This window comes from Candidatus Nitrosocosmicus agrestis (assembly GCF_008389435.1).
Classification (GTDB): Archaea; Thermoproteota; Nitrososphaeria; order Nitrososphaerales; family Nitrososphaeraceae; genus Nitrosocosmicus; species Nitrosocosmicus agrestis.
Map to the genome: position 1 here is coordinate 19,772 of NZ_VUYS01000027.1, position 13,866 is coordinate 33,637.

Consider the following 13,866-nt stretch of genomic DNA (forward strand, 5'->3'; position numbering starts at 1 on the left):
TATCTTTTCATTAGATTAAGACAGGGATAAACTTAAATGTGATATTTTCTTTTTTCCCTGCCTACTTTAAACTTGCCAGAGGCTCAGTCATTATACTATACTATGAGGGGAGATATTTTCCTTTATCTGTTAAACAATACATTTGTAAACCGTAATCATTAGGTTATTAGCCCATTCTATTGAAACAAATCAATTACTTTGAAAGAATAATTAAGCTATTTGTTCAGAATTGTTTGTATCACTTCCTACGCCCTCGTTTCATTTGTAATTATCTAATTATTATCTCAAGCTGACCCAAGTTAGAGGTGCCTTCTGAAAAATTGTTATTTCAGAATATGTATTTGATAAATGCAGCTATATTGATTTGATAGCACTATGCCTCATCTCTTGAGAACTTTGTGGGTCCTAAAACTACCGAAAAAACAGATTGCCATATTCTTTATCAACAAGTGTCTCTTTATACACTGTTAAATAAGGAACAATTTGGTGTAATTAGAATTAAGTGAAAGGCTGGATTGCAGTTTATCCAATGACATGCATATATTGGGGTTTTTCTGACAAGTTTGTTATTGCTTTTGTCTCCCTGTCTCTCTGAGACTCAACCAATCTCGATTAAATTTTAAAATATTCTGGATACTATGTCGAACGAAATGGTGCAAACCCTAATTGTTAAATTTACATTTAATTGGGGATTCCGAGATATTAAGTTCAAATCCCAGTACTTGTTTATTTATTAAATGGCTATCGAAATTGACGAGCAATACACCAAAGTTAAGTGCGACATATGCGAACGGGTTATTGAAAAACGAGTCAGATATTATTATGAAAAGCCGAATGTGATTTTGGATTCGAAAGATGTATGCAGAGAATGCAGTTTTAACACAAAAATGAAATAAAATTAAATAAATAAGCTACTATATGTATATGCTTGTTCTTCTTATCCTCCAAAGAATATGGTTTGCTAAATAGGTGATTTTTAAGATGTCAAATGGCGTCTTTAATTGCTTGAACATTAGATATCTCCTCGAGACAAATTGTAACAATATGCCAGATATGTGAACCCACGATATTTTTGGTAACCCTGGAATTAAAAAAAATTTGATATTTGGTGTGACTTTGATTACAATTTATCTATAAATAGCGAGTGCAATAATGTTTTCGCTATAAGGGACTGGCAACCTAAAGTGGAGCAAGAAGATTTGAATAATAATAAACAAAAAGATAGAAATAAACAAGCTATCGAGTGTATTCGTTGCGGTACGATCATGAGTGAAATTACCGTATGTCACCTTAGATGTTTAAAATGTGGATCTGAATTAACTTGCTCTGACAAAGGTAATTTCTGGTAGATATATTTTATTAAGAATTTACACAATTAAGCATTTTTATATAGACCTGATTATTTTCGTAATTATTTCTCTATAGTTTTGTTATGGATATTTATTTGTGTCACTAGTTATTATCGTAATAGAATAAATATTTATGACAACTTAATTCTGAATATGATTTCAAAGGACCTTTATTATTCGCAAGAAACGACTATAAACCCGTTATATTTTGATGGCAAGGTAAAAATCCGTGAAATATTTAACGAAAACAACAGCTCCGATCAAGAGGTATATTTTGTAGAATTTTCTGATGGCGCTCTTACCACAGTGCATTATCATGAAACGGAACAAATATTGATACCTTTATATGGAAATGGAGTTGTGGGCCAATTTAATTTAAGGTCCTCTACCAATTTGATCGAACTTCAATGGGAAGATTATCAATTCAAAAAACTTAAAGTTGGCGAAATTGTAATTATACCTCCTCATATTTTGCATTTCCATGGTGCTATATCTGGACAGAATTTTTCACACGTTGCGATCAGAAAATTGTATGTATCTTCCGATGCCTCTCCTTCCAATAAGAGTAGGAAATCTCAAACGAAGTGGGCTTTTGATATTATTGCACAAGATTTAAAATCTGAGGATAAGATGTCAGTGGCAGAAAAAGTTAGCATCGTCTCAAAAAAGGTTCGAGAAATCATTTCTCAAACCAAATAGACAGGTTTGTTATGATTGAACATAAAAAAAGAAGGAATATTTAATTGCTCTTAAATTTATGAATTGAGAGACTATTGCCTATGTTGTTTACTGGTTACTCAGGATAATATTATTATCTAGTAATTCATCCTTTTTATCTTTATTCATCAAATTTTTGTAAAAACTCAATCAATTGCAAATGATGAGGTTGCATACTGAGCAAAAATATTTGTATATTTAAAGCCTGAAAGTGGGACTGTTACACCAAATATCTTTATAGTTTAATAATTTTTTGTCATTAGATAGTGGGTAAATCCTGTATTAGAACAATGTAAATGACTATTAGTGTCAAATTGATAAAAAAATATATAGTAAAGGTAAATCTGGCAGTTTATTTTGTGAGATTGTTAAGCCAACCTAATTTTCTGAAGTAGTATAACATTACTATCAAGGCCCCTACTGAGAGCCCAGTTGTGAGCATAAATGGAATATAATCAAACATATTTTCACTATAATTTACACTGCCTGGAATTAAGATATTCATTCCGTAAAAGGTTCCTATAATTGATACTGGGATGGAAAGTGTGAATAGAATTGTTAAAAAACTCAGTATTTTATTTGTTTTTTCGCTACTTAACATATGATCAGTATCTTTGTAAATTTCAATTGTTTCTTTAGATTCATCTAGTGCTTCGAGTACTTTTGACACGTGATCATTGATATCGTTAAAGTAAGAGATCAAATCTTCTTCTTCAACATCGGTAGAGAATTTTCTTACATCTCTTGATATGACTTCTACCATGATTCTTTTGAGCGGAACCACTATTCGACGTAGAGTTGTTATTTCTCTCCTTAGAATAGAAATATCCTTTGCAATTGCCACCTTATCGTCAAAAACTGCATCTTCAATATCGTCTAAATTTCCTATTACCTTCATCAATAAATGGAGTAAATCGTCCACCAGTGCATCTAAAATAGAGTGAAGCAAATAACCCGGAGAATTACCCATAATTGCTTTTATGTTTTTAACGTTTTGGAACTTGCAAGCTAAAAATAAATCAGTCAGTGGTTTTAAATTACCTTGGTGAATGGAAATCAAAAAATCTTTGCCTATAAACAATGAAAGCTGACTAAACCTGGGTATTGTTTTTTCCTTTTTTATGGTGGGGAATTGTAAAATAATGAATACATGGTCATCGTAACGATCAATTTTTGGTAACTGATTCTTGGATAAACAGTCTTCAATATTTAGTTCATGTAATGGATATTCCCTAGAAAGGGTGTCTAATTTTTCCCTAGTTGGCTGATCTACATATATCCATACTAGGCCTTTGTTTTTTATCAGGTCTATTCCTTTGATATCGTTTGAAAGAGACATATTTTAAATCCAGGTATCTGATTTAATTCGCAAGTACTCTGTATTTAATCATTTCATGGTTTCAGACTGAATCTGTTTTTCTGGGAAATCTCTTGATTGGAAATTCTAACAACTTTTTTGAATTACAGCGCACGCAGCTTTTAGGCTCAATCAGTGATAGGATGTTCACGTAAAAGCAATCTGAACATTGTTTGCGTTCAAATAGAGAAATCAATTCTGCTTTTCCTGCCTGTATATTAAAGTCAACCACACCCTTTGTCCCCATGTCTACAAGTGTGACCATCAAAAACTCTTCAATCTTAGTTAATTCCCAATCCCTATATCTAAGATATTTATTTTTGATGTTTTCAGCAATATCTGATTTATTATACTTAAAAGATACTTTGTAATCGTTTATATGTGATGTGCTTCTGAAAAAAAAGTCTCTCAGATACCATTCAAATTCAAATATTTCAATATCTCTGTTCAACTTTTCATTAACTTAAAACAAACCTGTCTTTAATTTTATCCCTTGAATGTGTATGAATATTTTGTTTTAATGTCTTCTTACTTAGTTTGAAAATGACTCATCAAGTATCAAATTCTTCAATGACTGTACATTGTAATTGTTTGAAGCAGATATTGGCACCATGTGATTGATACTTACAAAGCTTCGCAACTGACTTAACTTGTCTTCTATTTCAGTATTCAGAACCATGTCTACCTTATTTAAAACAAGAATACACTTGCTAATAGGGATTTGAAGGGCTGACAATATTTTAATTGAACTTATCAATTTCTTCCTTATTCCTTGAACATCTTCACTAAAATCGAGGATTAGTAAGATTAGGTTGGCGTAATTAAGCTCTGAAAGAGTTGATCTGAATGCCTGTATCATATAAGGAGGCAATTTACTAATAAAGCCGATAGTATCTGTTAGCAGGAATTTTTTTTCTTTAATATGTAAAGATCTAGTATAAGTCGTGAGGGTTGTAAAGACATTTGGACTAGTGTCTTTTTTCTCTTCTACCAGAAGGTTAAATAGTGTAGTTTTTCCTGCTGAAGTATATCCAGTCAAAGCGATTAAAGGGGTATCCTGGACTAGTCTTTGTATTCTATGAAGTTCTCTCTTTTTTTCTTCCTGTTTTAACTTTTTTAACAAAATAGAAGTCCGTCTTTTGATGTCTAGTATGTGAATATCTGCATCATATTTTCCAAGGCCATAAAACCCTGGCTGTTCTCCCAACTTGGCGGAACGGGTTTTTTCCTTTACTCTTACGATATCATATTTGAGTTGGGCTAATTTTACTTGAATTCTGGATTCATTCGTGACAGCATGAGTGGTAAATATTTCAAGTATCATTTTTTCTCTATCTATAACGTCCACCTTACATAGCCTTGCCAAGTTGTATTGTTGACTGGGCTTTAAAACCTCGTCAAAAAGAATGATATCTGCATTTCTCTGAGCAACTGCTTCTTTAATAGTCTCTGCTTTTCCTTTTCCTACGCCGAATCTTGATCGGGTCAGATTTTTTTGAAATTCTTCACCGACTATGTGATAACCTGCTGTTTCTGCCAGACTTCTTGCCTCTAAAATTGAGAATTTGTTTGGATAAGTAACCAGTAATGCCTTCTTTCCCAAATCATATTGCATGAAATTTATTTTATTAGAATTTTCTAGTATTTTAACTTAAGAATGGTTCCAAAAGTATCTTTCATGGCAGCTTGTTGATAAATTTAAATATTTTGTACAAATATTATATATTGTTTGCAGATAGCATTACGGCGGGTAAATGGATATGATATTCGTAGATGTACTTATGAAGATTTAGGTTCGGTAATTGATATTAATCTCAAAACTCTTCCAGAACATTATACCGAATATTTCTTTGAATCGTTATTGCGTGAAATCCCGGAGGCATTTATTATTGCAGAAATAGATAACTTGGTGGTGGGATACATTATGTGCAAACTGGAATTTGGATTTTCTAACTTTAGGAAATTGGGCTTCGTTAAAAAAGGCCATGTTGTATCGATTGCAATCCTAAATGAGCACAGAGGCAAAAAGATAGGTGAGGCATTGATGATCGAGGGTATTAACGGAATATCTGCAAGAAAAGGTGATGAAATCTATTTAGAAGTCCGAACAAGTAATCAGGCAGCTATTTCATTATATCAAAAACTTGGTTTTCAGATTAAATCAGTATTAAAATCCTATTATAGAGACGGCGAAGACGCAAATCTGATGGCTCTTGAATTGTCTTGATAAAAATTAGTTTATTAATTTATAACCATCAAATAAATAGAAGGAAATTAATTTTAGATTATTGAATATTTTTGAGCCTTCTACTCTGTTAGCTATTTTTCCTTATGTTTTTATTTCTGCGTTCCCCATTTTTGGACTTTTATTAATAACCTATTGGCTAGTTAAAGATAAAAGAATGGGAAAGAAAGAGAAAGAGAAAGAGAAATAAAAGATTTAATTACTTAAAGATAAGAGTATTTCGAAAACAAATTCTGATGAGGATTCTCAACCTAACTGTAACATATTAATTAATTAGTTCAAATACAATTGATATTTTACAATGTTAAGTTCAATGTTTTTACTATAATGCTTATTGGGCCTAGATTTACTATTATTCTAAAAAGAATACAAGATTTTGTATATGGGATATTAACTTACTTTGTATCGTTAATTTTTACTAATGAGTACATTTTTTTTTATACTTCATTTAATCTGCACATGATTAAAATAAGATCAGAACCTAGTTGCTAGTCAAAGGGAAAGAACGAATTAAAACCAAGTATCGGGATAAATGTCAAATCTACTACTTGATTGTCAAAAGCTGTATAGGACATTATCAATCCAAGAATAAGTTAAGCTATTATAGTTCATATAAGCGTCTAAACGATTATTTAGCCGATCTGATCCGACTTGACTTACTCTCTTTTGATGAAAAACTACAGAGGTTCATAGCCACACCTAAAGGAAACGAATTTGTAAGAAAGTATGATAACATTATTGACTTCGTTCCTTCTTTTAGGCGCGACTATGAAATTTAGCGTCTTTGAGATAAATATTTTGTCTTACGATATCTAGAATTGATTTTATTATTTTAATTTAATAAATTCATCGTATTTGCGAGTAAAGTCCAGTTTCATTACCATCAAGTAGGAATAATCTATTTTAAGCAGATATATTAACATCTGAACGATAATGTATATCAAAATCTATTTCTTTTTTTTAGGTTGAATTCTACTCAAACACTCTCAAAATTTATCTGACTGACCAGTCAGTAATATTTATAAGATCTTATGTTTTATTGATTTCATGGATCCGAATTTGCCGACCAATCGTAATTTATCCAGACTGATCGCACTAGTATTTATACTTGCAGGCACCGGTTCGATATTGCAGATCGGCGGTGGAAATTGGGATGTTACCTCTCATTTGCTGTTTAAACCTGAAACTTTTTTTACACCATCACATGCAATTCTTTATGCTGGAATATTTGTTTTAATTGTATCAGCAATACTATGTATAACTCTGATACTGCGCCATAAAGATCTTCGCCAGAATTCTATCTACCTGCCCTTAAGATTACTGATCTTGGGTTCTTCTCTTTCATTAATCGCCGGCCCTGGAGATTATTTTTGGCATCAATTATTTGGTGTCGATGGTTTTTTGAGCCCTACCCATTTGCTATTGATTACTGGCATGCTTATCAATTCATTTGGAAGCGCGATTGGATTGGTGAGAATTATGCCCGCAATCCAGAATCTCTTTGTTTCTAAATTGTGTCGAATTTTTCTTATTTTTGCTTTTATTGCTCTTTGGCTGAACCTTATATCATTCATTTACATTTTCGCATTACCTATATCTAACGGGGAATTATTTAATTTTAATTTAAATCCACTAATTGAATCCTTGATTGCAATTATATTTTTACCGATAGTTAACTCGCTGGTTGCAATTTCAATTATAAAGACAACAAAAAAATTTGGATATTTGAGTTTGATTGGAACCGGGGTTTTCTTGATGACTCTATTAACAAATATTTTACCATCTGTAGTAACTACTGCGTTTATGCCATACTATCTCTTATCTGCATTGCCTTTCTTTATCGTGGACGTATTTTTATACAAGAAGTCTCTCTCGTCACGTGTTGCAGTTGATCAAAATACTAAATTAATTATAGCAGGTACAATATCTGCTTCTTTATTTTATATTATTGGATACCCGTGGTTGCCTTTGGCTTTAGGCAATTACTTGACACCTATAGATTTGGAAGCGGTTGGGTTTACCACACTTGATGACATTGTTCCTTTGTTTATGAATTCACTGTATTTTGTGTTACCTGCTACTATAATAATAGGTGCATTGTTGGGATTATTTACTGCCTTTATATTTTTAAAATTTGAAAAAAACCTTGCCAGAAAAGTACATACTTCAGTTAAATAAAAATGAGATAATATTATTTCTAATTTTTGTAAAATCGTTTCCATCCATTAATAATAATGCAATGAAAGGACAAAGCTATTTTAAACGAACCTTAGACATCAAAATATATTTGATTTTTTTTCAAATAAGGATTAGCACAGCTGGCCAGGAATATTTCGTTTTGGTAAAGTTGGTTGGATTTAACTCATCTTCGCAAAGAAATCCATTAATTTTTTATTCCTTGACCTACCAAAACCGAGTAGCAACCAATACCGCATTTTTCCTAAATGGGTTTCATTGATTTTGGATCTGAACTACCAATACAGCAAGGATGTTTTATTTCACCTTTGTGATCTTATGATAGAATTGCCCATGATGGGCAATCAATGGGTGTATTGCATTTTCCACCCCAAGGACCTTTCATCAGTTCTAATTGTTTGAAAGTATTCATTATTACATTCGGATATTTTTTTTTAAATTGATTATTTTTAAAATAATTTCATTGCGTACCTGGCCATACTGTAACCAAAGTGGATCGTTTTCTGTGAAGGGCGTATGAAACTGAAATCCAATCTTGTTTATTATTCCCTTCCACTCAATTACTAAATCTTCTATGGTTGAGTAATTAATTGAATTAATAGTCATTGTTATCCAAATATCTTTCCAAGCTGGTTTACCGTTTCGACTAGGACCTTCTATATACTTCAAAATGTTATGCTTGGTTTTTGTATAGGTGCCGTCTCCTCTAATTTGATCATGGATTTTTTCTGTTCCATCTAGTGAAATCCAGTAGAAATATAATTTATCAAATCTTTGGATGGGGATAGTGCCATTAGTAACTACACATACACGATACGGTAACTCAATTACAAAATAACTCTATGACGTCCTTTCGTAACATAGGTTCTCCTCCCACTATTGCGACAACATAAACATTATGCTTTTTAAAAGTACTTTGGATAATTTTTTTCCATCCTTGAAGAGATAATTCATTTAATTCGTTTCTACGAGTTTTCCACCAGTAACAGTGAGAACAATGTAAATTACAGACATTGACAATGTCTACTGATCCATATAAATAAGGCTTTGACTTTAATAGCCAGATTGAGGCATACTTTAATAACATTCTAAGATTTGGCAAAAACTTTATTATTAATTCCTTGGTTCCCATGCCATAAACTACATCGACCATTTTGAACCTTAAGATATGATCCTGGTATTAATTAAACATTCCAAGCAGATTTCTTTTCAGACAATATGCTCATTTTGATGATTAGATTAAATAATTTGATATAATTAGCTGATTAAATAATTTAGGTATATATGTTAAAAATCGAAACTATCATTTGATGGTTAATGATTATTTGCGAAAGTGTTGATCTTTATTGACGACGATAATATAAGAATCACAAATTGCACTGTTAATGTCTTATTAAATAGTCCTCTTTTGTATGACTAGATAAAAATTTTTAAATATCAATACTTTTTTTTGAAATCATTATTTGAAACGATGAATATTCAATGTTACTTAATAAAATATGCTCTAGTTTGAAATCCTAATCGATTCTAAAAGTACTCTTTCCAACTCTGTGAATTACAGTTTTAATATATCCAGTTGTTTCTCTGAGGATTAAATAGCATGATCTATAAGCGTACTTGTGTCTAAAGAAAAAAATTCTGCTAAAAAACACGATTGGAAATAAGAAAACAGGGTTAAACAAATACAGAAATACAGAACAAAAAGAAGAAAAAGACGCTGTTGCAAGTGCCGATTAATCCCTGTTTTTATGCAATGTGATTTGAATACTTCAGAGCAACACTGAATCATTGATTTGAGGAATTGGTACTTTGATAAATAATTTAACTTAATTTCATATCCAACATTGGATATGATTAACGCTATAATTTGGTAAAGAAAGCTGAATCGACTTACAATTTTTGAATGATTTATCTCGGGTAAATTAATTATAAATCTAGTTGTATGGGACTGGAGGGCATCTATTCCTAATTTATTCCTCCTATTGTTTGACTTAATATAGGTTATATTATTCTTAGTAATCTTTGTATTGTTAATTTATTTTTTATTATATTGATCGGAGCATAAAAAAGCAAAAACAGATATTTATTGTCAAAGTCCCTAAGTCCGCTATCATCATTTATGAAATATCATTTGCCGATAACGCTACTAGAAAAATACGAGTAACAGTTATTTTGTTAATTCTAAAAAAAAGAATAATAGTTACTATCCTCTTTGTCATTTAAAAATTCTGTATCTGATCTCTTGAAGAATAATTTATGAAAATATAAAGTATTGAATGAAAAACAAGTATTCATCTACAAAATTAGTATTTCTTTAACCAAATGAGAATTAATCAAATCTATTTTTCTCATTTTAAGTTTTTAATTCCTTCTTTGGGTTGTACCAAATCCACTTTTCAATTTCAGTTAGTTGTAAGTCTGATGGTATACTCATCTCATACTGCTGATTGTAATGCCACCTGATTCAACTATTACACTGGCATACGCGGTATAACTAGATTATCAATAATCAGAATATTCATCTATTGTCTTTTGTGTTAGATAAATTGAGTCAACGTCTGTGGGGTCTACAAAGATGTAACCATTCTTTAGCAAATCGTCTCTGACATATTGCCTTATTTCTAGATTTGACTCTTCTTTGTTTCTGTTGCCGCCCCTTAACCTACATGCCTCATTATAAATATCAATAAACTTTACCGGTACTTTCAATTCTTTACCGGTACTTTCTATCAATACTTTGACAAATGTCAAAGTCAAATTCTGTATTTTGTCAGATTTGTCTTGTAGTTCCAATAAAATTAGAGTATGCAATGTTCTATATAACAATCTATTACTATGAGTCAAAAGAATTTGAGTAAAAACCATCAAACTCAGATATGACTAATCTTTTAACTATCTGACAAGTAGAAAAAGTATTTTCGTCACATGTATTACAATCTCTTGCATTATGTTGTCAATACTGAGATCTAATATCACCAAAGAAAAAAACAAATTCATAAATTCTGTTAAAGAAATTTAAATTGTTTGATTAAGGGAAGTTATTGTTTTCTCAAAAAGAAATTTCACTTTTGTCTAAATAATTTAATGAAAATATCAAGTCAATTCTTTCTGAATTTGTAGATGGATATGTCACACTGCTGCTACTTTCAATGCACTAAAATTTCAATCAAACATTGATGGTTTAAAATTGTAACAGTGGACAAGGCGAGACCAACTTCAGTAATGGACTGCATAGTCTATCTAAACTAAGAGCTGAAGTTTTTATGATGTGTGAGTGTCTCAACGATCTAGATTTTTCTTCAATTCAGCAAAATAACACTGAATCTATGGAATTCAGTAATAAACTAACACTATATGCCTTAGGAAATTGCACTTTTGAGGGAAAAAGGCGCCGGGAGAGGGATTTGAACCCTCGAGGCCCTCACGGGCCACAAGCTTTTTAGTCTAAATTTCCAGGCTTGCGCCCTTCCAGGCTAGGCGACCCCGGCATTTGATATTGGTTGAATCATCCGCTTTTTATTTATATCTAATTTATTGATAGATAAACTTGATAACAGTAGGTTATTCTATTTTCTATTGATGTCAATCAAACTCTGCTATCTTTGATAAATGAACCTGAGGATTTTTTTGACATCATATAAATCAGTATCAATCCTTGTGTTATTTAAAATAATTAATGTTGCATAAATGGAAGTTCTATCTTATGCAGGTGCAATTTTTTTGTGAGGTTTGATTAAGGAAAACAATTGATTAGAATATATATATAATAAAAAACATGGTCTGACAATACTTAATATAAACATACGCAGGTTGTATCCTATCCACAGTGATTTTATATGATAACTGCAGTTTCAGAATAAACACATCTTTATACTCATTGATAAGAGCATGTGACTAACTTTCTATTTTTTTATTAATTCTGATGCGATTAAATAAAAAATAACTTGAGAAATTCTTGTTCCTGGACAAAATCGATGATTTGCAGTTTTTGAAGTTTAATAATGTACTGCGGCGAAGGCCAATATTTTCCATGGATATGTTGATCAAAACTTAAACTGAACAGATTGGACATATTATTTTGCTATTGGTCAAATAATTGATAGCTGATGTAGAATTTTTTTGTCTAATGTGATTGTCTTTGTTGGTCAAACATGCGATATACATTTTCTATTATGGATTCGAAATCATACAGATCTATTTCAGATCGTATTAATCTCATTTATCCTAAACTGTATTTGATAAAATATATCTGATTAATTAGATTTGGGTCGCATATGAACCACGTTTAAATTTCATTAAAAAGCATATGGTAACTATAAAAAAACACAGTCAAGAAATCAGAAGAAATAATTTATAAAACTTTTTGGAAATTGATCTGAAAGATATTTAATCAACTCATTTCAATCTTGTCAATCATCCTTCCCGACAATAAATCAAATTTAAAAATTTTGGAATGGCCAGTTGAAGTCTTGTGATCTTGAACATCTGAATAAAATAGAAAGTTTTGATTACATTGATTACACACCCAAACAATATTTAGATCTTTATCATTCATCTTAGTCTAACGATAGCAATCAAACAAACGATATAAGCAGTTTGAAAACAAATAATATTAATTTATTTTGATTAATCTATAGTAAAATTATCTTCAACTAATGTCCTTTTCAATTTTATTCTAGTTGTATTACCTACAAATTATCTTTCCTAATAAAAGCTTCTCAATTATTAATTTATAAATTTCTAGAGGACAATTTTATTTAAGATGATCCAGAAACTAGGCATTCACGTCTCAATTAGCGGAGGAATTCATAATTCTGTTTCAAATGCAGTGAACTTGGGGTGCACCACATTCCAAATATTTAGTAGGAGTCCTCGGCAATGGAGTGCAAAGGATATAGGTGATTCCGAGGTTTCAACATTTAAAGAAAAATTAAAGCAAAGTGGTATTGATTCTTCATCTGTAATCGTCCATATGCCCTATCTGCCGAATCTATCTGCCCCTGAAAGTGAAATGTATCAAAAATCTATAGAGACTCTAGCAGATGAGATATTTCGATGCAATCTTCTTGGAATCCCTTACTTGGTTATACATCTTGGAAGTCACTTAGGAAAAGGAGAAGACCATGGTAAAAGTCAACTTATCAATGCATGCAGTAAATCGCTAAATAATTACGAAAAAAGGCGATTTCAAAAAAATAAAGTAAAAATATTACTTGAGAATAGTGCAGGTCAAAAAAATAGTATAGGTAGCAAGATTGAACAGATCAGTGAAATCCTGGAAAAGTTGGAGCCACAAAACTATGGCATCTGTCTTGATACATGTCATCTGTATGCATCAGGATATGATCTCTCTAATGAGTCGAAATCATTAGAATTAATTGATAATATAGATAGTGTTTTGGGACTCAGAAATTTGAAATTATTTCATATAAATGATTCTAAGGGTGATTTAGGATCTAACTTAGATAGGCATTATCATATTGGATTAGGAAAAATTGGACCAACAGGATTCAAAACTTTGATCAATAACAAGAGACTAATTCACATTCCATTTATCATGGAAACTCCAATCGACTCGGAAAGAGGGGATGCTGAAAATATGAAATACTTAAAGAGCCTGATCAATTAGGCCTATTTTCAGCATAGAAATCTTAATTTAAAAAATATTTGAGCTAAGACTCACAAGCCATATATCTTTCGCAATAATACTAAAATTCCAATTAAAGAATCATCTGTTCTTGATATTGATATTGATAAATGACATCTAAATGAAGAATACAGTAAAGATTGTTTAAATGGTGTAAAATGACTAGTATATATATTAGACATCATTTACAAGCTCTAAAATAATGAATAATAAAGGCATGGTGAGAAAATTCGGCTCTGTTCAGTTAACAGGTTTTATCTTTTTGTTATGATAGTCGGCAAATAACCGTAGCCAATTCTGTACATGCTTTAACTTACAATTCTTTAACCTGCACGGAAAATAATCATCAAAGTTT

At 31.1% G+C, this 13,866-nt stretch carries 11 protein-coding genes and 1 tRNA gene; 5 read left to right on the top strand and 7 right to left on the bottom strand.

The window, feature by feature from the left end; genetic code table 11:
* The first annotated feature begins 1,502 nt into the window (after positions 1-1,502).
* Positions 1,503-2,048, top strand: coding sequence for a cupin domain-containing protein (locus F1Z66_RS14020; protein WP_149864255.1), 546 nt, complete (start codon positions 1,503-1,505; stop codon positions 2,046-2,048).
* 370 nt (positions 2,049-2,418) lie between these two features.
* Here the strand turns inward: F1Z66_RS14020 and F1Z66_RS14025 are convergent, their stop codons facing one another.
* From F1Z66_RS14025 to hflX, 3 genes are all read right to left on the bottom strand, one after another.
* Entirely contained in the window at positions 2,419-3,405 is a 987-nt protein-coding gene (locus tag F1Z66_RS14025; RefSeq protein ID WP_149864256.1) for a magnesium transporter CorA family protein, read from the bottom strand.
* A 61-nt stretch (positions 3,406-3,466) separates the two neighbouring features.
* Positions 3,467-3,874: a hypothetical protein gene (locus F1Z66_RS14030; protein ID WP_149864257.1), complete on the bottom strand. Its 408-nt coding sequence runs from the start codon at positions 3,872-3,874 to the stop codon at positions 3,467-3,469.
* A gap of 81 nt (positions 3,875-3,955) precedes the next feature.
* Positions 3,956-5,038 carry a GTPase HflX gene (gene hflX / locus F1Z66_RS14035; RefSeq protein WP_149864258.1) on the bottom strand — a complete coding sequence of 361 codons (1,083 nt, stop codon included), beginning with the start codon at positions 5,036-5,038 and terminating at the stop codon, positions 3,956-3,958.
* A 114-nt stretch (positions 5,039-5,152) separates the two neighbouring features.
* Here hflX and F1Z66_RS14040 point away from each other — a divergent pair, with 114 nt between their 5' ends.
* From F1Z66_RS14040 to F1Z66_RS14050, 3 genes are all read left to right on the top strand, one after another.
* Positions 5,153-5,650: a GNAT family N-acetyltransferase gene (locus F1Z66_RS14040; protein ID WP_149864259.1), complete on the top strand. Its 498-nt coding sequence runs from the start codon at positions 5,153-5,155 to the stop codon at positions 5,648-5,650.
* A gap of 503 nt (positions 5,651-6,153) precedes the next feature.
* Positions 6,154-6,447 (top strand): winged helix-turn-helix domain-containing protein, encoded by a 294-nt coding sequence (locus F1Z66_RS14045; protein WP_149864260.1) that lies wholly within the window; start codon positions 6,154-6,156, stop codon positions 6,445-6,447.
* Between the two features lie 280 nt (positions 6,448-6,727).
* Positions 6,728-7,846: a hypothetical protein gene (locus F1Z66_RS14050; RefSeq protein WP_149864261.1), complete on the top strand. Its 1,119-nt coding sequence runs from the start codon at positions 6,728-6,730 to the stop codon at positions 7,844-7,846.
* Positions 7,847-8,278: 432 nt separating this feature from the next.
* On the opposite strand, the gene F1Z66_RS16130 is transcribed toward F1Z66_RS14050, so the two are convergent.
* From F1Z66_RS16130 to F1Z66_RS14065, 4 genes are all read right to left on the bottom strand, one after another.
* On the bottom strand, positions 8,279-8,533 hold the full coding sequence (locus tag F1Z66_RS16130) for a hypothetical protein (RefSeq protein ID WP_230207577.1): 255 nt from the start codon (positions 8,531-8,533) through the stop codon (positions 8,279-8,281).
* A gap of 154 nt (positions 8,534-8,687) precedes the next feature.
* Positions 8,688-9,017: a radical SAM protein gene (locus F1Z66_RS16135; RefSeq protein ID WP_230207578.1), complete on the bottom strand. Its 330-nt coding sequence runs from the start codon at positions 9,015-9,017 to the stop codon at positions 8,688-8,690.
* A 1,349-nt stretch (positions 9,018-10,366) separates the two neighbouring features.
* Complete coding sequence (locus F1Z66_RS14060) at positions 10,367-10,675, bottom strand: hypothetical protein (protein WP_195907549.1); 309 nt, start codon at positions 10,673-10,675, stop codon at positions 10,367-10,369.
* A gap of 578 nt (positions 10,676-11,253) precedes the next feature.
* Positions 11,254-11,352: transfer RNA gene (locus F1Z66_RS14065), tRNA-Ser, on the bottom strand.
* A gap of 1,274 nt (positions 11,353-12,626) precedes the next feature.
* On the opposite strand from F1Z66_RS14065, the gene F1Z66_RS14070 reads away from it, so the two are divergent.
* A complete protein-coding gene (locus F1Z66_RS14070; RefSeq protein ID WP_149864263.1) occupies positions 12,627-13,493 on the top strand; it encodes a deoxyribonuclease IV in 867 nt (288 codons plus the stop codon).
* Positions 13,494-13,866 lie beyond the last annotated feature (373 nt).

What these genes read in the sequence shown, in the direction of transcription:
- F1Z66_RS16135 (WP_230207578.1), bottom strand. Translation starts at nt 9,017, where the DNA reads ATGGTCGATGTAGTTTATGGCATGGGAACCAAGGAATTAATAATAAAG.
- F1Z66_RS14025 (WP_149864256.1), bottom strand. Translation starts at nt 3,405, where the DNA reads ATGTCTCTTTCAAACGATATCAAAGGAATAGACCTGATAAAAAACAAA.
- hflX (WP_149864258.1), bottom strand. Translation starts at nt 5,038, where the DNA reads ATGCAATATGATTTGGGAAAGAAGGCATTACTGGTTACTTATCCAAAC.
- F1Z66_RS14070 (WP_149864263.1), top strand. Translation starts at nt 12,627, where the DNA reads ATGATCCAGAAACTAGGCATTCACGTCTCAATTAGCGGAGGAATTCAT.
- F1Z66_RS14020 (WP_149864255.1), top strand. Translation starts at nt 1,503, where the DNA reads ATGATTTCAAAGGACCTTTATTATTCGCAAGAAACGACTATAAACCCG.